18 protein-coding genes are annotated in these 20,492 nt (G+C 44.3%); 6 read left to right on the top strand and 12 right to left on the bottom strand.

Going from position 1 to position 20,492, the window contains the following annotated elements; genetic code table 11:
- Nucleotides 1-4: 4 nt before the first annotated feature.
- Nucleotides 5-709: a 1-pyrroline-5-carboxylate dehydrogenase gene (locus AB4133_RS17070; RefSeq protein ID WP_171732677.1), complete on the top strand. Its 705-nt coding sequence runs from the start codon at nt 5-7 to the stop codon at nt 707-709.
- A 169-nt stretch (nt 710-878) separates the two neighbouring features.
- Nucleotides 879-2,369, top strand: coding sequence for a sodium/proline symporter PutP (putP, locus tag AB4133_RS17065; RefSeq protein ID WP_229647623.1), 1,491 nt, complete (start codon nt 879-881; stop codon nt 2,367-2,369).
- 638 nt (nt 2,370-3,007) lie between these two features.
- Here the strand turns inward: putP and AB4133_RS17060 are convergent.
- The gene (locus tag AB4133_RS17060; protein WP_372058863.1) at nt 3,008-3,178 is read right to left on the bottom strand and encodes a hypothetical protein; all 171 of its coding nucleotides are present in this window, start codon (nt 3,176-3,178) and stop codon (nt 3,008-3,010) included.
- A gap of 278 nt (nt 3,179-3,456) precedes the next feature.
- Between AB4133_RS17060 and AB4133_RS17055 the strand changes: the two genes are divergently transcribed.
- A complete protein-coding gene (locus AB4133_RS17055) occupies nt 3,457-3,945 on the top strand; it encodes an Lrp/AsnC family transcriptional regulator (protein ID WP_004732526.1) in 489 nt (162 codons plus the stop codon).
- 108 nt (nt 3,946-4,053) lie between these two features.
- Here the strand turns inward: AB4133_RS17055 and AB4133_RS17050 are convergent, their stop codons facing one another.
- Together AB4133_RS17050 and AB4133_RS17045 are read right to left on the bottom strand one after the other, a co-directional pair.
- Nucleotides 4,054-4,758 (bottom strand): hypothetical protein, encoded by a 705-nt coding sequence (locus AB4133_RS17050; RefSeq protein ID WP_017065155.1) that lies wholly within the window; start codon nt 4,756-4,758, stop codon nt 4,054-4,056.
- 286 nt (nt 4,759-5,044) lie between these two features.
- Complete coding sequence (locus tag AB4133_RS17045; protein WP_372225103.1) at nt 5,045-6,895, bottom strand: ABC transporter ATP-binding protein; 1,851 nt, start codon at nt 6,893-6,895, stop codon at nt 5,045-5,047.
- A gap of 586 nt (nt 6,896-7,481) precedes the next feature.
- Between AB4133_RS17045 and AB4133_RS17040 the strand changes: the two genes are divergently transcribed.
- Nucleotides 7,482-8,456 carry an arginine deiminase-related protein gene (locus tag AB4133_RS17040; RefSeq protein ID WP_004732521.1) on the top strand — a complete coding sequence of 325 codons (975 nt, stop codon included), beginning with the start codon at nt 7,482-7,484 and terminating at the stop codon, nt 8,454-8,456.
- A 196-nt stretch (nt 8,457-8,652) separates the two neighbouring features.
- Here AB4133_RS17040 and AB4133_RS17035 read toward each other — a convergent pair whose 3' ends face one another.
- From AB4133_RS17035 to AB4133_RS17005, 7 genes are all read right to left on the bottom strand, one after another.
- The gene (locus AB4133_RS17035; RefSeq protein ID WP_372225101.1) at nt 8,653-9,285 is read right to left on the bottom strand and encodes an esterase/lipase family protein; all 633 of its coding nucleotides are present in this window, start codon (nt 9,283-9,285) and stop codon (nt 8,653-8,655) included.
- A 205-nt stretch (nt 9,286-9,490) separates the two neighbouring features.
- Entirely contained in the window at nt 9,491-10,330 is an 840-nt protein-coding gene (locus AB4133_RS17030) for an AraC family transcriptional regulator (RefSeq protein ID WP_151408037.1), read from the bottom strand.
- 121 nt (nt 10,331-10,451) lie between these two features.
- A complete protein-coding gene (locus AB4133_RS17025; RefSeq protein WP_372225099.1) occupies nt 10,452-11,297 on the bottom strand; it encodes a GNAT family N-acetyltransferase in 846 nt (281 codons plus the stop codon).
- Nucleotides 11,298-11,562: 265 nt separating this feature from the next.
- Complete coding sequence (locus AB4133_RS17020; RefSeq protein ID WP_004732514.1) at nt 11,563-12,138, bottom strand: mechanosensitive ion channel family protein; 576 nt, start codon at nt 12,136-12,138, stop codon at nt 11,563-11,565.
- On the bottom strand, nt 12,138-13,073 hold the full coding sequence (locus AB4133_RS17015) for a CorA family divalent cation transporter (protein WP_108110798.1): 936 nt from the start codon (nt 13,071-13,073) through the stop codon (nt 12,138-12,140). Before AB4133_RS17015 ends, AB4133_RS17020 begins: the two co-directional genes overlap by 1 nt.
- 328 nt (nt 13,074-13,401) lie before the next feature.
- Nucleotides 13,402-15,024 (bottom strand): phosphoethanolamine transferase, encoded by a 1,623-nt coding sequence (locus AB4133_RS17010; protein ID WP_372225095.1) that lies wholly within the window; start codon nt 15,022-15,024, stop codon nt 13,402-13,404.
- 232 nt (nt 15,025-15,256) lie between these two features.
- Nucleotides 15,257-15,826, bottom strand: a complete 570-nt coding sequence (locus AB4133_RS17005; protein WP_108092664.1) for a porin family protein — start codon at nt 15,824-15,826, stop codon at nt 15,257-15,259.
- Between the two features lie 191 nt (nt 15,827-16,017).
- On the opposite strand from AB4133_RS17005, the gene AB4133_RS17000 reads away from it, so the two are divergent.
- Complete coding sequence (locus AB4133_RS17000) at nt 16,018-16,557, top strand: hydrolase (protein WP_372225092.1); 540 nt, start codon at nt 16,018-16,020, stop codon at nt 16,555-16,557.
- On the opposite strand, the gene AB4133_RS16995 is transcribed toward AB4133_RS17000, so the two are convergent.
- Together AB4133_RS16995 and AB4133_RS16990 are read right to left on the bottom strand one after the other, a co-directional pair.
- Nucleotides 16,554-17,417 (bottom strand): MurR/RpiR family transcriptional regulator, encoded by an 864-nt coding sequence (locus AB4133_RS16995; protein ID WP_017062019.1) that lies wholly within the window; start codon nt 17,415-17,417, stop codon nt 16,554-16,556. The genes AB4133_RS17000 and AB4133_RS16995 overlap by 4 nt on opposite strands.
- 163 nt (nt 17,418-17,580) lie before the next feature.
- The gene (locus tag AB4133_RS16990) at nt 17,581-18,855 is read right to left on the bottom strand and encodes an amino acid deaminase (RefSeq protein WP_372151642.1); all 1,275 of its coding nucleotides are present in this window, start codon (nt 18,853-18,855) and stop codon (nt 17,581-17,583) included.
- A 176-nt stretch (nt 18,856-19,031) separates the two neighbouring features.
- On the opposite strand from AB4133_RS16990, the gene AB4133_RS16985 reads away from it, so the two are divergent.
- Nucleotides 19,032-20,465, top strand: a complete 1,434-nt coding sequence (locus AB4133_RS16985; protein ID WP_102398392.1) for an amidohydrolase family protein — start codon at nt 19,032-19,034, stop codon at nt 20,463-20,465.
- Nucleotides 20,466-20,492 lie beyond the last annotated feature (27 nt).

The raw sequence follows: 20,492 nt of genomic DNA, 5'->3' as shown, positions 1-20,492 counted from the left end.
TATCATGGTTCATCAAGTGACAGGTTTTTCTGATGCTTTGTTAGCGTGGGAACAATGGAATCTTACCGATTTTGATCATAAGAGTGCTCAGGTACTTGCATTCAAATCAGAGATCGAAAGCCAATCTGCGCCTTTGGCTGCTGTGGCGACTTATCATCTAGAGCAAGCGTCTGCACTGCTTTCTGAGCATCACCTCATGGCGGGGCCTACGGGCGAAACCAATGAGCTGTATGCTGCAGGTCGTGGCGTGGCTTTGGTGATTGTTGATGATTGCGAAGAGAAAGTGCCAGCACTGCAAACAGCAACCGCGATGATTACCGCAGCACTATTAGCGGGTAACAGCGTGCAACTGTGCAGTGATGACGTGCAGTTCAATACCTTAATTGCTGACGCCGCGAAACAAGCGAATCTACCAACTAACTTGGTACAGGTTGCCTCGTACGACGCTGCTCAACAGCTGCTGTCTTGCGATGTACGAAGTGCGGGTTACGTGGGTAATTCACAAACGGCTCAAGCTATCAATTTACAACTTGCTAAGCGTGACGGTGCAATCGTCGGTTTAGTAGCTGAAACGGATCTAACGGCAATGAATGTTGCTAATGATCCACACCTATCGCTGCGCTTCATTACCGAGCGTACGCGAACTATAAATATAACAGCCGTGGGCGGTAACGCGACCTTGCTCGAACTTGGAAGCGAAGCTCACTAACCTTCAGTAATACTGGCTCTAAACACTTTTGTTTTTCTCCATCTTTGGATTTAACTCATAGTGCTTTGGAGCCTGAATACCTAACTCAATGCACTCGCTTGCCTTTACGGTGAGTGTCTTGCATTGAATTAGGCATGGAAGGCTTTTTACAAATGAGGACTATCAAATGATAGAAAACAGTTTTGCAATAACGACGACGTTCATTGCGTATCTAATTATGATGCTGGCAATCGGTGTTATTGCTTACAAACGTACTTCTAGCTCGACAGACTACTTCCTAGGTGGTCGTTCGCTAGGCCCATGGCCTGCTGCACTTTCTGCTGGTGCATCAGACATGAGTGGTTGGCTACTACTTGGTCTACCGGGTTACGCTTATGCTGCTGGTTTTGAAGCATTCTGGCTTGCTGGTGGCCTGCTAGTTGGTACTTGGGCGAACTGGTTAATCAGTGCTAAGCGTCTGCGTACTTACAGCATTACAACAGAGTCACTGACGCTACCTGAGTTCCTATCTCGTCGTTTCAATGATAATTCTAAGCTGATCCAAACAATTTCTGCTTTCTTTATCCTTTTATTCTTCCTTTTCTACACAAGTTCTGGCTTGGTAGCAGGTGGTAAATTGTTTGAAACAGTATTCGGCCTAGATTACACAACAGCGGTAATCATCGGTACAGTATGTGTGGTTTCTTACACGCTATTTGGTGGTTTCCTTGCGGTATCTTGGACGGATTTGGTTCAAGGTCTGCTGATGTCTGCTGCGCTATTGATTGTACCAATCGCAGCGATGAACGGTGGTCTTGGTCAGCTATCGACTGATCTTCACAACATCAACCCAGAGCTTCTCACGCTATGGAATGATGTGAAAGGTGAGCCACTTTCTGCTATCGCGATCATCTCGCTAGCGGCATGGGGTCTAGGTTACTTCGGTCAGCCACACATCCTTGCTCGTTTCAAAGCAACACGTAGCAACAAAGACCTAACAACCGCGCGTCGTATCGCGGTGGTATGGTCTGCTCTGTCTATGGTTGGTGCAATGCTAGTAGGTCTTGTTGGTCTAATCTACGTGACTAACTCTGGCGCGCCTAAACTAGACGATGGCGAGAAGATCTTCATGCTTCTTGTTAACGCAATGTTCCACCCAGTCATCGCCGGTATCCTACTTGCTGCAATCCTAGCGGCAATCATGAGTACTGCTGATTCACAGCTTCTTGTTTCTTCATCTGCAATGGCAGAAGACTTGTACAAGCAAATTCTGAAGAAAGACGCAACGTCTGAAGAGATCGTTCGTGTAGGCCGCTTCGCGGTAATCCTAATCTCTCTAATTGCACTTGTGCTAGCGATGACGCCAGACAGTTCAGTACTTGGCCTTGTGTCTTACGCATGGGCTGGTTTTGGTGCTGCATTCGGCCCAGCTATCGTATTGAGCCTGTACTGGTCTCGTATGAACCGTAACGGCGCTCTAGCGGGTATCGTGGTTGGTGGTGTGACGATTGTACTTTGGAAACAGTTCACGGGCGGTTGGTTCGATGTGTACGAAATCGTACCGGGAATCATCCTATCGACTCTTTCTATCGTTATCGTGAGTCTAATTACGGGCGAGCCTGAAGACGAAGTTAAGAAGCAACACGCTGAGTTCGAGAAGAACCTCGTTGAGCTAGACTAATTTACATTGTAAAAATACCAATGAATTAGCAAAAGACATGAACAATAGAGTCACTTCGGTGGCTCTATTTTTTTATGTGAGTACGACCTTTGTCTTATTTCAAATTAAGTTTATTCGAGGTTTTCTGATATTGAAATGGGGGTTTACAATGTAAATCGAAAGCGAAGGATCTTGAGCGAGAAATGAAAGGTCTGTCTTGTTGGTGGCGTTTGATGTCAAAAAATAAAACAGAAAAATGGCTATTTTTTGAACTTGGCGCTCACTTTTGTCATTAGCTCGGTGAATTGTGGAACCGAATTGGACATGATGTGTCAATTGTCAGTAACCACTAAAGACCTATAGGACAAAGGTATGCCTGATCTCTATTGCAAAGGATGTAAAAAAACAACACTACATAAGTCTATAATGAAACGTTGTGAATCAGAGCCCGAGACAGCTTCTGGCCGTATGATGCAATGGACGTCAAAACTATTTAGTGGAAACCTGTACTACGATATGGAAACTCAGCACTTCTGCCGCACGTGCAATTGTCGTTGCGAAACAGGAAGTACTGTACCCCAAATTGGTTTAGCTTAACTTACAGTAAGCGCTCACTAACTTAGATCAAAAAACCTCCGTTTTAGGAGGTTTTTGCGTTTCTATGCGGCTTTGAGTGCTAGCTCGGCAACAATGGCGTCGCCATCAATCTTCACATCCCAACCATAGTTTGAGTATTCACTTGCTAGTGCCTGAGCAACATCTTTTGATACCGTTACGTGTGTCCATGAACCAATACCGTAAGGTTTATATGCGAGTTCTTGCGTTTTCATAATAGAGTCATCCTTTCTCTTTGATAATTATATTATTCACTTTGGCCTATATCCTTTCTTTCGTTTCCGGCTCAACTTATTTGTTAATCGGGTCATTTCTATAATAATTTGTTAATAACCAGAGTTTGATTTATAAGGGTTCTTATCTATTTGTATGTGTTTATATCTGGCGTGAATATCATCCGTGCATTTAGTTTTTAAATGTGTGAGCGAGGTTTTCTTCGATTGCACTTGGTATGGAATATACTGAGCGGAATTTAGAATGTTTAAGGAATGTTATGTCTCAGCATCAGCTCGATCGTATCGATAAAGAGATACTAAGAATTCTGCATATGAAAGGGCGTTTACCTGTTGTTGAACTGGCAAAACAGGTCAACCTTACGACGTCACCTTGCTCTGATAGACTCAAGCGATTGGAGAAAGAGGGCTACATCACGGGCTATCATGCTGAGCTTTGTTCAGAAAAGCTGGGACTCGATGTTCAAGTCTTTATCCATATCCGTCTCGATCAGACTAGCTTTTCGATCTTCGACAAATTTGCCCAAGCCGTGGAAATGATGCCTGAGGTGGAAGAGTGCTACTCACTGTCGGGTGACTTTGACACCATGATCAAGGTTCGAGTGAAAGACATGAAGGCGTACCAAGCGTTTATGGCCACCAAGCTGGGCACCTTGCCTGGTGTGATTCAGACACGTAGTGAAGTGGTGATTGAAGAGCATAAAAAGGGCTTCGGCGTGAACCCTGAGTTGTTGGCAACTCTAAAATAGTGGCCTAATTTCGCTTACCAACGTGATTTAGATATAAAAAATGGAAGCAATAAGCTTCCATTTTTTGTTGAGCGTCAGATAAAGAGCAACCCGATAAACTTGTTCGCCTTAAAGCGTAATGGCCGCAGAGATTAAGCCAATCACACCACCGAATACACCGCCCCAAACGACCAACCAACCAAGGTGTTTCTTGATCATGGTCTGAACCATCTCTTTAACCAGCTTAGGTGTTAGTTCATTCAAGCGCTGATCGATGATCGCCTCAATGTTTTCTTTGATTTCATCCATCATCGCAGGCGATTCTAGCTCGTCTTTGATGGCATTTTTTACAGAATCACTCTTGCTGATTTCAATCACAGATTCTTGCATCTTCTCAACAAACGGCGCTTTCATTGGCTCTAGTGCTTCTGTGCCACCAAACATTGCCAACATACCGCCAAACTGAGAGTTCTCGATAACATGCACCAGTGAGTCGAATGCAGGGTTAAAGTCGATCTTCTGAATCACAGGCTCTAGATTGAGCGACTTTCCTGTCATCTCGCTGCTTAGGAAGCGGTCGATGTTACTTTCTGTAAAGAATTGCTCCATCATCAGTTGCTTGATGGCTGCCTTGAACTCTTCAAAGCGCGCTGGAATCACTCCAGAACCGTATAGGCCGGGTACTTTCTCGAACAACATGTGAATCGCAAGCCAGTTGGTGATGGCACCAGAAAAGGCGAATAGGCCTGCATAAAGCAAGTATTGGTTTGCTGTCGCATAGCCGCCAGCAAGCAGCGCTAACGCGATAACGTTAGTTAAGACACTTTTGTTCATGGTTGATCTCTAGAAAGAATATTGCGCGCATTTTAAGAAAAAAACGCCAAGAAAAAAACAAAAGGATCGATGAAGTTTATTGGACAGGTAGAAAAGAGCGCCAAATAGCAGGCATAAAAAAGGCTAGCCTCCCCCCGAAGTCTAGCCTTATTCCAGAACGCGCAAGCGAGGCGTCTTTGGTGTTAATGTCATTATATAATTACGACATAACATTCTGCCATGTGTAATTTACCGCTAATAAACAAATTGGTGTGAATCACATCGCACTTTTAAAATAGCACAAAAATTAAGCGTTCGTAGCTTGCTCAAGATCATCGGCAATAAAGCCACCGGTCTGGTGATTCCACAATTGAGCATAGATGCCATTTTGTGTAATCAGCTCTTGGTGAGTGCCTTCTTCTACGATATTGCCGGCATCAAGTACGATCAGGCGATCCATCGCTGCAATGGTCGACAGGCGGTGTGCAATCGCAATAACCGTTTTGCCTTCCATTAGCTCAATCAAGCTCTCTTGAATCGCTGCCTCTACCTCAGAATCGAGTGCAGAAGTTGCTTCATCGAGAACAAGTAATGGAGCATTCTTTAGAAGAACACGTGAGATAGCCACACGTTGACGCTGACCACCAGAAAGCTTAACGCCACGTTCACCTACTTGAGCATCGTAACCAACGTTGCCAAACGGGTCGGTTAGCGTTTCGATAAACTCATGCGCGTGTGCTTGTTTAGTGGCTGCGTAAACTTCTTCATCTGATGCTTCAGGTCGACCGTAAAGAATGTTGTCTTTGATCGAGCGGTGCAACAGTGAAGTATCTTGGGTCACCATACCTATGTTGCTGCGCAGCGAGTCTTGCGTCACTGTTGAGATCTCTTGATCGTCAATCAAGATACGACCGCTTTCTACGTCATGGAAACGCAGCAGCAGGTTAACCAAGGTTGATTTACCTGCACCTGAACGGCCAACCAAACCCACTTTTTCACCCGGTTTGATGTTGAGGTTTAGGTTGTTGATCACCCCCTTATTCTCACCGTAGTTAAAGCTTACATTGTCGAAGTTGATACCGCCTTGTGGAACCTCCAGAGGCTTCGCGTCTTTCTTGTCTTCAATAGCAATAGGCTTAGACAGAGTTTTAATGCCGTCAATCACGGTACCAAGGTTCTCAAACAGACCACCAATTTCCCACATGATCCATTTCGACATGCCGTTAATACGCAGAGCCAAGCTGACCGCAATCGCGATTGCACCCACGGTGATTGCGCTATCTAGCCATAGGTAGATAGAGATACCCGCAATGCTGAACACCAATAGATAGTTAGCGAATTCCACGCAGATGTTGAAGCCGGTTACCAAGCGCATTTGGCGGTGCACAGTATCTAGGAAGCCTTCCATGCCTTCTTCGGCGTATTCGGTTTCTCTTTTACTGTGTGAGAACAATTTCACCGTCGCGATGTTGGTGTAGCTATCAACAATACGACCTGTCATCAGTGAACGAGCATCCGCTTGCTCTGAAGACACGTCTTTTAGCTTTGGCACGAAGTGCAGTTGAATACCGATGTAAACGAATAGCCAAATCAGCATCGGAGCCATCAAGCGCCAATCTGATTCAGCAAGCATGAACAGCATCGCCGTGAAGTAAACCGTCACGTAGACAAACACATCGACCATCTTGGTCACAGTTTCGCGCACTGCAAGCGAGGTTTGCATCACTTTGGTCGCGACACGTCCGGCGAAGTCATCTTGATAGAAGGACAGGCTTTGCTTCAAAAGGTAGCGGTGTGCTAACCAACGAATCGACATTGGGTAGTTGCCCAGCAAAGTTTGGTGAAGCAATAGCGAGTAAACACTGATCAAGATTGGCATCACAACCAACAGCAGAATACCGAGCCCCATCAATGTCGATTCGTTGTCTGCTAAGAAAGTGTCTGGGTTGCTTGTTGATAGCCAATCAACCAGTTGGCCCATGTAACCGAACAACGCGACTTCGATGATCGCGATGGTCATGCTCATTAGGCCGAGCAAGATTAACGGTTTTTCAAAACCTCGAGTGTAATGGCGGCAGAATGCCAGTATTCCAGTAGGAGGTTGTATCGGCTCTCCCTTTGGAAAGGCTTCAGTAAAGCCTTCAAATTTCTTGTACATAGATTTCCCTTTATAAACTAGTGCATCTATAAGCGACTGCATCGTTGGTGCAGCTTTGTTTTTATGGTCTTGATTCGAAATTTAACTGTCTTAGTTTGAAATTATATAAGCGCCCATGGGTTCTTATCAGTATTAAGTCATTCGATGGATTTTGTTCTAGCGCCTATTTAGGCACTTGGCTTTAAAACACTAAAACTTTGTCTAAGCGATACAGGAAAGGTCCAAAGAGTGTCTTTCATGACGCTTATTTTAGATTGAATTAGACAGGAAAAGTTAAGCTTATTTCAAACGTAATTGATTGTTATGCAACGGTGATAATCCTAACGTTAAATGGATTGAATTGTAATCAAAACTCGTGATGGGCGAGAAAATGGAATCAGAATATTTATCCATAAAGTGACTTAACGAATATGCATACAGTTGGTTCTTTCTGATGTGCTGTTATCTTGCAGTAAAAATTACCGATTAATCTAAGATCTGCAGTAATTGTTTGGGATAAATATTCAAATCAATATTCTTTTCAGTGAATCTTGTCGTAACAAGTTGTTTACAATTCTGAAGTAAATAAAAGATAGGGACGGTTGAAATGTTAAACCTACACAAAAAATCACTTCATATCACTAATGTTCAAAACGCCAATTGCGTTGTTATGGTTCCGCCAAAAGAGTTTCGATTTAACGAAGAAACAGCACGTGATAACGAGTTTCAGCACAGAGTCAATCTGACCGAAGCTGAGGTGAAGCTGGAAACGATGGCCGAATTTAAGGCTATGGTGGCTTCGTTGCGTAAAGAAGGTGTGCAAGTTGTAGAGTTTGATTACCCAGAATTGGGTGTCGAAACCCCTGACGCAGTGTTCCCAAACAACTGGTTCAGTACTTGTAGTGATGGAAGTTTATTCACTTTCCCTATGGCCTGTGAAAACCGTCAGCATGAAGTTAAGCCTACTGCTCTGATTGAAGTGTTGGAAGCGTCAGGTCGCATTGTTAACCACAGTGAGTCTATGGAGTCGTACGTTGCTCAAGGTTCTTATCTAGAGAGCACCGGTGTGATGGTTATCGATCACATCAATAAGACGATCTATGCTGCGCTTTCTCAGCGTTGCGACCGTGAAGTACTAGAAGATTATGCGAAGCGTATTGGTTATTCTCGCGTGGTTTCGTTCCAAACGGCATTACCGTCTGGTCAGCCGATTTATCACACCAATGTGATGATGGCGATTGGTGATAACTTCTGCGTGATCTGTGATGAAGTGATTCCTGAGTTTGAACGCCGCTTTGTGGTGAAATCTCTTGCCAAAGACAAGCAAGTTATCTCGATCTCGATCGATCAGATGAACCGATTCTGCGGCAACATTCTGCAATTGGAAACCGTGAATGGCGATAAGGTAATCGCGATGTCTCAGTCGGCTTACGATGCATTTTCTCCAGCTCAATTAGCTCAGCTTTCGACACACGGAAAGCTGCTGCCATTTAACGTGAAAACGATTGAAGACATTGGTGGTGGTTCGGTGCGATGCATGTTGGGTGAGGTGTTTTTACCAACGCGAGTGAATCGTCTGTAACAAGCATAGAAAGTATAACAAGCACTCACTTCCAGCATTGAATTTTTGAATACCACTCTCATCGCAGAGTGGTATTTTTGTTTTTATCTATCTTTGTATCGGTCTACCAGAAGTAAGAAAACAGCAATAAGAGAACCAGAGCTAGATACACGAGCTAACGCGCACAAAAGTTAACGGAAAACAGCTAACGCAAAAGCTATGAAGCGTCCTTAAAAGCTCTGTGTTCGATGAATTGAGCCGACAGTGCCACGACTTCCTTGGAGTAGACAAGCGCCGTGTGGTTGAGTTTGAGAGCGTAAGTATCCGTTGCCCCTCTCAGGTTTGCGTCTTCGAGTGTTACCGTGCCATCGCCCGGGTTTTTCCCCAGTACAATACGTCCAACTCCGGCGTCGTAAGTGCCTGTAATCACGCCAATCGGTACATCAATATCGTAGTCACCCAAGCCATCGCTTAAGATCATTTTGCTCGAACCAAATATAAATCCAAGCCCATGATTCGAAAGCGTTTTGGCGATGGTTGCCCCATTGTGCGGCGTACCTGCGGTAATGATGCAGGTGTCTGCAAAGTCGGGCTGGTAGAACTTAAAGTAGTGGCGAATCAGCAAGCCACCGAGTGAGTGACCGAAGAAATAGACCTCATCGTATTCATTAAAGCGAGCATTCACGAAGCGATTGAGGCGTTTGGCTGCAGAAGGGAAACGCAGCGAGTTGTAGGCAAACTTGTGCGTTGTAAAGCCGCGTTTTTTGAAGTTTCTATCCAGATATTGCATGAACAACGCAGGCATATATAGACCATGAATTAAAACTATATGTTTGTTTTTATTATTCATTTTTGTCCTCCGTCTGATGATGTCCCCAGTATATTTAGTCGCAAATCTAAACTCAATAAAACTTGCTACTAATGGGACACAAAGGCAGAGGTGTACGTTATAAACAGGACGTTTGTTATAGATAGAGCGTTCGTTATAGAAAGAATGCGCGTTATAGACAAATAGTGCGCTATCGACAAAGAGTGCTTGATGGGCAAAAGGTGGGTTAGTCCGATCTCACTCCACCATAAACATCAATAGTTAAACCGCCTTGTTTAGCGTAAGTATTGGGTGTTAGACCGATGGTTTTCTTTAGGTAACGAATCAGGTGCGGTTGGTCGCTAAATCCAAATTGAAAGGCGACGTCCATCCAGTCGATGTCATCCAAATTTCGCTTATACAAGTATTCCAACATCGCTTCGAGTTTGTTCATCGATTGGCACTGTTTTAATGTCAGCCCAGTTACCTTGTTGAAGCTTCTTTCCAATGTTCTTTGCGAGCAAAACAGCTTGTCGCCAAGCTCTGCAATCGGTGTCGAACCAAGCACACCCAACACCTTACGTGTCAGTTCGCTGTGCCTATCCGTTTTAGCTGTCGATAACCAAGGAAGCAGCAAATCATCTAACTGCTGACAGCAGGCCTCAACATCGGTTTGGGCGAGCTTGATCAGTGACGTTGCATCGGCGTTTGGGTTGTTTAGCAAACCTGCGAGCTTGACTGGACTCACCCTGTCTAAACTAGGGTGAGGGCAATCTGGGAGAGCCAATGAATACAAGGCTCCGACATGGAATTTAATGCCCAAGTGAACAAAGGGCTTCGAGTGATCCAATTCGATGGCTTTATGGTGTGGCAGCAGCAGATGGCTGCCAACGCCTTGATCGACCTGTTGCTCAATCGTGTAGTGATATACCTGCTCGCTTGGCGATAAGATCAGGTGTGCCGATGGATCGGGATTGAGTATCGGAAATTGATGAGTTTGAGCGTCGGGCGTCTTTTCAATTAGCCAGTAGCAATCAATGAACTGAGCAACTACAGGGGACTTTGGAGACTGTAACCAATTGATCATTAGACCTTCTATTTCAGATGACTGTCACCTCCAACTATATGTGGATATCGTTGGAGGTGACAGTTTTTATCAGTATCTATTGTTAGAACTTAGTCTTGATGTTTGTTAATCCGAATCAAGGCTAATCAGCTTCCTTTAATTCGCTAAAATCAAACTGCAAGATACGATGCTTTGATGATAACCCAGCGCGTATGATGGCCTTTTGTGCGCCAATATTGCTGCTTTCCGTAGAGCACATAGCTTCTAACCCTTGGCTATTAGCGTGCTGCTTTAGAAAGTTAAGAACACGCGTTGCAAAGCCTTTACCGCGTTCTTGTTGTGCGACAATCATACCTAGGTCGGCAAACTGTGTTTGATGCTCATCGAACTTACGGCACTCTCCAGTAGCGAGAATGTCGTCACTTTCCCAGTAGCCCCATAGCTCTTGACGGGCAATCAAATTACCGTAGTAACCGGTGAGCCACTCTTTTGGTGCGCCAATCGCTGATGAAGCAAACTCAACGAACTGCTCCAGTTGTTCTTCTGTCGCGAGGCTCATCTCTATCTCTTCAATACGGTCTGAATCACAATCAGATCTGGCTTGAGAGTTTTGGCGGTACATCATCGCATTCACTTTAAATGACTCTGTGTTGTCGACACACAGTGATAAATATTGTGGCTCAGCCGTACTCACGAATGCGCCTTTCACATTACCAATCACAGAGCTGTTGTTCTCTACGATTAAGGGGAACAAGTCTTCAATATGAGTACTGGCTGTTGGTGCTAGGTAGAACTGAAGTAAGTAGCCTTCGCCATTCAATACGCAATAACCGACAAGATTACCGTTTTCGTAAAAACCAAAATGGTCAGACATTGGCACAAAGCCAAAGTGCCACATGCCATCAAGTGGCGCTGTTGACTCAGCAAAGTAAGCCGTTTTAAGTTCGCTTAAGTCACTAAGTGTTGAGATTTTCTTGATGTCTAACATCGCTTGAATTCCTGCTGTTTTGATTCGGTAGAGTGCGTGGTCGTCATCTTGTTCTCAGGTGCGTCAATTGACGATGAGATAATTGATTAGCTGAGCCACGTTTCAATAACAGCAATTGTAGGCGACGGCTTGAGGCCGGTATTGAATAAAAACGACAGTTTTGAAAGGTGTGTGGGTGTTAACAGAAGAGCTGATGTTAATTGAAAGAGGGCAAGATATTTTGCCCTCTGCTGAACTTATTGATTGGGACGTTGAATAGGGTGCATTACTTTCCTGAGTCTTCAGCTTTGATGAGTTTGGAATCGACAGTTTCACTCTTTAACTCAGGATCAACTAATACCTTTATCACGCCTTTTTGTAGGATCAGGTTATTAGGGTAGGTGATGATGTTGCCCGAACTGTGTCGAAGAATAACGTGGAACATGGTGATATCGATGATCACACCGCTGATGTCTTCGTCTTTCTCCGCGACTCTTACTCTGTCGCCAATGCGATAAGGGAATACGAAAAATATTAGTACACTGGCTGTGAGGTTACTTAGAATCGACCATTGCGCGAATAAAGCGACACCCAGCACCGCAAATATGGATGATAAAAACAGCGAAATATCACCAAAACCCAAGTTAAGAACAATCGTAAACACAGCGATGAAGAGTAGAAACAGAACGATATTGAAACACTTAATCACGAACTGCTTTCGCTTCAATTCAACGCGTTTATTTTCCGCTAATGTTTCTATCCAGTTTTTCCCCAAGCGTTTTATCACCCAATACACAGTGATAAGAAGTAAACCTAAACCCACTTGTTTAAGCCACATATTGGATTGCAAAAACTCAACCATTAAATAAACCTCAATTTTTTCAAAATAATGACCTCTGCCGCTATGACCACGAGCAGCCCAACGCAAAATAGTGGGAATGCTATTGGGTTATCTGTTCCGGGTATTCCTGCAATATTGACACCCAGCAAACCGGTGAAAAACCCAGCAGGGAGGAAAATACCCGCAATGATAGAAAATAGGTACGTATTTCTGTTCATTTTTTCAGCTTGTTGCTGACTTAGGCTCGCTAAAAATACATTAATTTGTTCGATGTAAAACTCAACAGACTCATTAATTCTCAGGATGGTATCAAGGCTGTTCTTTATATGACTGTTGTGCTTACTCAATGGTACAGGCAGGTCACTCATTAAGTCCTCAAAAACGTATTTCTGTGGCTTCAAATAGCGCCTTAGTCTAAGTAGCCTTGAATGCAGAGCGTTAATAGATCTTATGTCGATATTGGATGTAGATTCTAACTCGTCAATCAAGAGTTCGACGGGTACTAGGAAGGTTGAAATACTGTGGTTGATTCCACGTATCATGCCCAGTAATACATCAGGTAATGATGTCGGGCCTTGGTTTTGTTTGAGATCGGATATCAGATTACTGACCGCTTTTGAAGGAACTTTGCGTGTCGATATTAAAGTGCCTTTGTACCATAAGATGCGTAGGCTAAGCATGTCGTCAGGGTTAGCACCTTCGTTTAGATTAATGCCTCGTAGAATCATCAAAAAACAGTCGTGGCCAAACTGTTCGAACCGAGGACGGGTGTCATCGGTGAGTAATGAATCGATGATGGCATTTGGAACCGTATTACTGTGGAGCCATTCTCTCAAACCGTCAGCATCTCTTTGGCAGTGATACCAAGTTGATTGCTCGAATGAGGTTGGGCTGGTGGTGTGTTCATGTGCCACACCCTCAGAAAATTGCCAGCTTGAAATTATGAAAGCGTCCATTCATTTGTCCTTAATGATATGACGTAAACATTGATATTGCGGCGCCATTCAGGTGCCGTATTGAACTGAGCTTAATCTTGGTAAGTTCAATGAGCGATGTGAATGAGATAAAGTCTAATAAGACAGGTTGGTCTTTGGAACACGACGGACTCTTCCATTATTGTGTCTATTAAATATAGCTCATTGTTTCGTCGCTATAAATTAGCACTCTGGCTCCATGTTAGCGACGAAAAAAAAGAAAAGACCGAGGTCTTTTCTTTTTAGGGGAAGTTGAGGAGAGCTTGTTCAGGCAACTCGAGTTTTCCGATGGTTTACATAAGCAAAAACACTACCGACACGCAGCAAAAATATCTTGGTTCTCTCGATATTCTTTGGTTTGTACATCCATTAGGCCGAGTAAAGAGTCGAACAGGTTATCTTGGGAGAAGCTCTGTTCTTTGCCTGCCTTTCTTAAGCAGGTCTGGTTTATCCCTTTCTGCTCGGCGAAACCATCAGACATCCATAGGATCATAGGCACATGGGTTTGCTCTTTCGGTGCCAATGAATAAGGCATGCCGTGTAAGTAGACGCCATTTTCTCCCAATGATTCTCCGTGATCGGAAATGTACATCAGCGCGACATTGTACTTATCGGTGAGTTTCTCTAGCTTTTGAATAGCCTGTGAGAGAAAGAAATCTGTGTACAAGATGGTGTTGTCGTAGGTGTTTACCACTTGCTCTTTGGTGCAGTTTTCAATATCTGCACGAGGGCAATCAGGCGTAAATTTCTTATGTTCTTCTGGATAACGCTCAAAGTACGTTGGGCCGTGAGATCCGGAGATATGATAGAAAATGATGCTATCTTGTTTAAGATCTTGAGTATCTTGTTCGAAGTTCTCTAGCATGGCTGTGTCATAGCACACATCTTTATTACACAGCGGGTCGCTGTCTTTGGCGACGAGAGTCATCTCTTTGATTCGATGTGCGACCGCCTTGTCTCCACCATCGTGCTCTCGCCAGATAGAGTGAATGCCCGCGCGGTTCATAATGTCGACTACGTTATCTTGGTTGTAGGCTTTATCACGATCGTAGTTGCTGCGATTCATGTTAGAAAACATACACGGCACAGAAACCGCAGTGGCTGTTCCGCATGACTGAACATCAGAGAAAAAGATCGGGTTATAGGGTTTGGTATGAGCATTGGTTTCTTTCTCATAGCCATAATATTGGTAGTTATATACACGTGCCGTTTCACCAAGAACAAACACCAATAAGGTTGGTTTTTCAGCTTGTTTAGCTTCTGGTTTTAGCTGCGCATCTAAGCCGATTTCTTGGTAAGGAATCGGTTCTTTGATGTAAGTATTGTTGATGTATTTTGCGGTTGAAGCGACGTATTCGGTCGGAATGATCATCTTTTTAAGATGAGAGTTATTACGACCAATCGATGCGTAATCTTTGTAAAACAACCCGGCAATGATGGCAATGACGATCAACGAAGACAGCAGCCCTATCGACTTCCAAATCGCAAAATCTCTCCAAGATTCTCTTTCAAGATCCGTAAATAAAAGCAGCAGTGACGGGACTCCTCCCATCAGAACAAACCATAAAATAGAATAGCTGCTTAGGTAGCTAGCGGCTTCTCCGCTGTTGGTTTCGAAGACGTTTTCTATCATTCCATAGTCTACGAAAATGCCGTAGTTGAACATGCTGTAGCTGACTAAAGAGGAAGTAAGTAGTAACAAGATAAAAAAAGCTTTGGCGAATATCGGCCAGTTGAATACTTGAAAGATAAAGTTGAATGCGGCGAGAAAGAAAAATGGGATCGAGATGATAAACCCAATGCTTTCGGCTTGTGAGGCACTAAGAATATTGAACAGTTCGCGTGAGATAGGCAAGTTAATGACAAGCAGGTAATACACTGCCAAAACGAAAGGGAGTTTGTTTATCGACATGTTTAAGCGTGGTAGATTCATAGGTATTGTTTTCCTGTGTCACTTATCCCTTTATTTTAGTCTCGCTACCAAGAAAGCTCTAATATCATTGCATAAAGCTCAAATAGAAGGCGCTGAGCGATAAACTGGCTAAAGTGAAATGACGCTAAGGTGTGTAGAAACAAAAAATTCACTTTACTGAGTGACCTTCATGACAAGGTGGAACAGCAAAGTGAATTAGTATGTTCAGCTTATTCTATGTGGTTCAATCACATTAGAAGTTGTATGAACCACCGAAGCTAATGCTGCTGAATGCTAGTGTCTTATCGTTTTTGTATGTACCGTAGTCGTTTTCCACGCTTACTGCGTCTGCTTGCGAGATCAAGCGTAGCGTTAGGTGTTCGATTGGCGTGTATTCAACACCAACACCAAAGTGGAAACCCGTACCGCTATCATCATCATAACCAGCGATCTTGTTTGCGTTCAGGTCAACAGAGCTTAAACCAGCCAATACGAATGGGCGGATTGTGTTGTCGAATGTGTAACCAAGATTTGCTGACAAGGAAACAGACGTCGGAGACAGTTTTGCAGCACCCTTTTTGTAGTCTGCATAATCGTTGTAGCCAAGTTCAACACCTACGATGCGGTTGAATTGGTAGCCGCCATATAGGTTGTAGCCCATACCGTCTGAATCTAAACTGCCCTGACCATCGGTATCAGAATCTTGGTATATGCCAAGACCGCCACCAATGTAAGCACCGCCGTCAGTACCTGCTGCTAAAGCTGGAAGAGAAACTGCGCTGATTAAACTCAGTGCTAATGCTGATTTTGTTATCTTGTTCATCTTTGTTACTCACTCTTTAATGTCATGCCAGTATCAATAATTTTTGTTTTGCGACCTTTCGACCGTTGGTGAGCATTATTCCGTAGTCTTGTACCTATTACTGTATGGCTTTGTAAGTTGAATCGTTACATAGTAGAAAAAATACATATCAGATTGCCTATTGAGTCAGGTTGTTCAAACAAGGAATAAACATGCTAACGAAACAAAACACAGGGTTGGTGGTTGTGGACGTACAAGGCAAGCTCGCACGCCTTGTTGATGAGAGCGATACGCTGATTTCTAACTGTGGAAAGTTGATTAAGGGTGCGCAGGTTTTGGGGCTGCCAATTATTAGCTTGGAGCAGAACCCAGAGAAGTTGGGGGCAACCGTTAGTGAGCTGAATGACCTATTGAGTGATGCTAAGCCGATACCGAAATTCACGTTCAACGCGTGTAACGAGCCTAAGTTTATTGAAGCTGTGCAAGACAAGGGTGTGGAGACTTGGTTAGTGTGTGGCATTGAGGCTCATATTTGTGTTTATCAAACCGCAATGGGGTTGTTAGATCTTGGGTACAAGGTTCAGGTAGTTAGTGATTGTATTAGTTCGCGAACGGCACTCAACAAAGATCTGGCAATCTGTCGACTAACGGATGCTGGTATCCAAATTACGGGATTGGAAATGAGCTTATACGAGCTAGTGAAAGATTGCCGCGCACCAGAATTTAAGCTCATTCTATCCTTGATTCGTTAATCACCGAGAGGCTGTCGGTCGCCACCGCCTCGGTAGGAATCTAACGCAACCTTCAAACGACGCAGCTTGTCGCGCGAACGATTCTTATGATTGACCGCAATCCCCATAGAAAGCACATCCACTAACGCCAACATGGCGTAGCGAGAAGCCGACGGTTTGTAGATGAAGTCAGTTTCCATATGCTTGATGGGTAACAAGATATCGGCAATCTTTGCTAGCGGTGTATCTTGTGGGGTAATCGCAATGATCTTAAGTCCGTACTGCTTAGCCAGCTCTGCCGTTTCTGTGATCACTGGTGTAAAGCCAGTCGCAGAGATCATCACCATCACGTCATTGGCATCTGCCGTGGCAGCAACCATACGTGACATCAAGCCATCGTTGTACGACACCACTGGGTAGCCCAAACGAAACAGTCTATGTTGCAGCTCTTGAGAAGCAATTGTCGAACCGCCGCCCATGCCGATAGCAATGATCTGTCGGGCGTTATGCAGCCAGCTGACTGCGGTTTCAACGTCTTGTTCTTTGAACAGAGTGCGGTTGATATCTAGGCTCTGCTTGATCGATTCGTAGATACCTTGATAACCCGTTTGGTCAACCGGTTCGAGAATAAAACGCTGGCCAACTGTCAGTGTTTGAGCAAGCTTGATCTTCATATCACGTACGTTGCTGCAGCCGATCGCCTTAGCAAAACGGGTAATGGTGGCTTCACTGACTTGAGCGCTTTCAGCAAGCTCTGTGATGCTGGCATTGGCAGCAAAATCAATGTCGTCCATGATCAGCTTAGCGACTTTTTTCTCTGCATCACGAAGAGCGGGAAAACGCTCCGTTATCTGTGAAATGATATCTACTTCTAAACTCAAGAATCCTGATCCTTTGTTGATGGGGCTAATCGTTATCACCTAGTTATTAAGAACCTAGCTCGTAAGAAGTAAGCTTTTTAGCTTTTTAGCCGTTTAAAACTAAGCGTTAGCCCCGTTAGTATATCTTATTGTTTCGCTGATTCTAGCTTATTGAAAAATCGAACTAGAAGCAGGTTTCCACCCAGTTTGTTACCTGATGGTCGTCATCGCTGATGGCAATGTAGCGCCACTTATCGAAGGTTAAACACGGGTGTGAGGTTGAGAATGCAATCATGTCGCCCACTTCAATTTCAGAAGAGCCGTCCGTTTCAACAAAGGTATGCTGATCCATCACGGCGGTCGCAGTCAGCCCTTTCACAGAGATAGCTTCGCCATTGCGATAGCCGCGTTCGGCAATAGGTAACCCCGCATCAAAGGCCACATCACGCTTGCCTAGCCCAACAACTAGTTTGGTCGGTTCTGGGCGAGAGATTACATACGCCCATACCTCAAGTGCCGATTCCAGATCTCCACCCAATTCGCACGCGTAACCTTGGTTTACTTGGGCACGCTGCAACACCTTGCTTTGAGCGTCTAGGTAGATACCTGTGTCGTGAATCGCGTAACAGCCCGGGCGGATGATCGCCAAGTAATCGGTTAGGTTCGCTAAACATTCTGCAACCACGTCATACCAAGCCGAACCTGCACCAGTGATGATAGGTTGACCGGTAATTAAACCGTCTGATGCGAGGCTTTCGACCGAGGTCAGCGCTTGGTTTAAGAAGGTACGAATGTCTTGCTCGGCATTGTCGCCATGAATCACGCCCTCATACACCTCAATACCCGCTAGCGAAAGTGCAGGCGTATCTTGAATGGTTTGAGCCAGTTCTAAAACTTCTTGAGGTGAACGACAACCACAACGGCCACCCGGAACACCAAACTCGATTAGAGCTTTTAGCGTCTGCTTTTTGTTGGCGAAGTATTGGTTGAGTTGCTGCACGTTTACCGATGAATCCACACAGCAATAGAAATCAACGTCGAACTCACTAATAAGCTGTTCGATGATCGCCATGTTGGTTTTACCTACCAATTGGTTAGCCATGATGATTCTTTTTGCGCCTGCCATTGCTGCAATTTCTGCTTGTGCAGGTGTCGCAACGGTAATTCCCCAAGCGCCATTTTCTAGCTGTTGACGGAAGAAATCAGGCGTCATCGATGTTTTGCCATGTGGCGACAATTTAACCTGATGATGATCGGCGAATGATTGCATCCAATTCAGGTTATTGGTCAACGCTGATTGTTTGATAATTGCTACCGGAAGCGAAATGTCTTCATCAACCAGTCGATAAACACCGTTCTCAGATTGTGATACAGCTCTCCCTTTTTGGCCTTTTTCAGTCAAGATGAAACTATCTTTTTGATACTTTATAACATATTTTTGTGCAGGGTTATGTTTCATTGCTGATTCCTAACATGATTTAAGTGGTTGTTATTTAATGTTTAAATATATCTGTAATGTGTTTTGTGATAGAAACTATCACACAAATTAAAATATTATGTGTGTTTTGTCACTGAAAATAATCGGCTGGATTTCTAATATAGCTCCATCAACAAAGTGGATTGAGAGAGTGAGAAATGTTGTTCGATACGATAATTAAAAATGTAGAGGTGTTTGATGGCACCGGCGAACAATCGTTTTGTGCCGATGTAGCAATCCGAGATGGAAAAATCGCCGAAATTGGCAAAGTCGATCATGAAGATTGTAGCCAGTTGGTTGAGGGAGCAGGCTTAGCATTGGCTCCTGGATTCATCGATGTACACACACACGACGATACCAATGTAATTCGTTACCCAGACTGCCTACCAAAGATCAGCCAAGGCGTGACAACCGTAATTGTTGGCAACTGTGGCATCAGCGCATCGCCAACGGTTTTGGCGGGCGATCCACCAGACCCAATGAACCTATTAGGCGCGCAGGCTGATTTCAAATACCCAACCTTTGCCGCGTATGCACAAGCCGTAGAGCAAGCGCAACCAGCGGTGAACGTAGCAGCGTTAGTTGGCCACACCACACTGCGTAACCAAGTGATGGACGACCTACAACGCACCGCAAGCGAAGAAGAAATCGCGGTAATGCAAACCAACCTTGATTTAGCGATGGAGCAGGGTGCACTGGGTTTGAGTTCAGGTTTGGCTTACGCCAGCGCGAAACAAGCTAATGCCAATGAAGTGATGCAGTTAGCGAAAGTGCTTTCTAGCCATGGCGGCATCTATACCACGCATATGCGTACCGAATTCGAAGAGATCTTAAGCGCGATGGAAGAAGCGTTTGAGACTGGGCAATACGCGAAAGTACCGGTTGTTATCTCTCACCTTAAATGTGCAGGTGCAGGTAACTGGGGCAGAACCGTTGAAGTGCTTGATTTGATGGACAAGGTTTCTGAGCACCAAGATGTGTCTTGCGACTGCTACCCATATTCAGCGAGCTCTTCGACATTAGATTTGAAACAGGTGACGGACGATTTCGATATCTTCATTACTTGGTCTAAAGCAAAGCCAGAACATGCAGGCAAAACGCTTAAGCAGATTGCTGATGAGATGAACCTACCACTGATGGACGCAGCAAAAGCGCTTCAACCAGCCGGTGCGGTTTACCACTGCATGGATGAGAACGACGTAAAGCGCGTATTGAAATACAAGCTGACCATGGTTGGTTCTGATGGTTTACCCAATGACCCGCATCCACATCCAAGATTGTGGGGCACCTTCCCGAAAGTCTTAGGTCATTACTGCCGAGATGAAAAACTGTTTGCGCTACCAGAAGCGATTCACAAAATGACCGGAATGTCTGCGAAGCGCTATAACCTCGCGGGAAGAGGTGAGATTCGCCAAGACGCATTTGCCGATTTAGTTTTATTTGACCCAAAGAATATTAAAGACACAGCAACATTTGAAAATCCTATGTCAGTTGCTGAGGGAATCGAAAGTGTATTTGTAAATGGTGAGTTAACTTACCAAAAAGGAAAAGTGAAAAATAATCGTTCAGGCGTTTTTATTTACCGTAATTAGAATTTAATTATTTTATTAGATATACAG

This window comes from Vibrio sp. 10N.286.52.F8 (assembly GCF_041468745.1).
GTDB lineage: Bacteria > Pseudomonadota > Gammaproteobacteria > Enterobacterales > Vibrionaceae > Vibrio > Vibrio crassostreae_C.
Note: the sequence above shows the minus strand (reverse complement) of the source record. Positions and strands in the feature narration are given on the sequence as shown.

Coding starts and splice junctions, on each gene's coding strand:
- AB4133_RS17045 (WP_372225103.1), bottom strand. CDS start 6,895: ATGTACAAGAAATTTGAAGGCTTTACTGAAGCCTTTCCAAAGGGAGAG.
- AB4133_RS17005 (WP_108092664.1), bottom strand. CDS start 15,826: ATGAACAAGATAACAAAATCAGCATTAGCACTGAGTTTAATCAGCGCA.
- AB4133_RS17055 (WP_004732526.1), top strand. CDS start 3,457: ATGTCTCAGCATCAGCTCGATCGTATCGATAAAGAGATACTAAGAATT.
- AB4133_RS17010 (WP_372225095.1), bottom strand. CDS start 15,024: ATGAATCTACCACGCTTAAACATGTCGATAAACAAACTCCCTTTCGTT.
- AB4133_RS17030 (WP_151408037.1), bottom strand. CDS start 10,330: ATGATCAATTGGTTACAGTCTCCAAAGTCCCCTGTAGTTGCTCAGTTC.
- AB4133_RS17015 (WP_108110798.1), bottom strand. CDS start 13,073: ATGGACGCTTTCATAATTTCAAGCTGGCAATTTTCTGAGGGTGTGGCA.
- AB4133_RS17040 (WP_004732521.1), top strand. CDS start 7,482: ATGTTAAACCTACACAAAAAATCACTTCATATCACTAATGTTCAAAAC.
- AB4133_RS17035 (WP_372225101.1), bottom strand. CDS start 9,285: ATGAATAATAAAAACAAACATATAGTTTTAATTCATGGTCTATATATG.
- AB4133_RS16990 (WP_372151642.1), bottom strand. CDS start 18,855: ATGAAACATAACCCTGCACAAAAATATGTTATAAAGTATCAAAAAGAT.
- AB4133_RS17020 (WP_004732514.1), bottom strand. CDS start 12,138: ATGGTTGAGTTTTTGCAATCCAATATGTGGCTTAAACAAGTGGGTTTA.
- AB4133_RS16985 (WP_102398392.1), top strand. CDS start 19,032: ATGTTGTTCGATACGATAATTAAAAATGTAGAGGTGTTTGATGGCACC.
- AB4133_RS17000 (WP_372225092.1), top strand. CDS start 16,018: ATGCTAACGAAACAAAACACAGGGTTGGTGGTTGTGGACGTACAAGGC.
- AB4133_RS17070 (WP_171732677.1), top strand. CDS start 5: ATGGTTCATCAAGTGACAGGTTTTTCTGATGCTTTGTTAGCGTGGGAA.
- AB4133_RS17025 (WP_372225099.1), bottom strand. CDS start 11,297: ATGTTAGACATCAAGAAAATCTCAACACTTAGTGACTTAAGCGAACTT.
- AB4133_RS17050 (WP_017065155.1), bottom strand. CDS start 4,758: ATGAACAAAAGTGTCTTAACTAACGTTATCGCGTTAGCGCTGCTTGCT.
- AB4133_RS17060 (WP_372058863.1), bottom strand. CDS start 3,178: ATGAAAACGCAAGAACTCGCATATAAACCTTACGGTATTGGTTCATGG.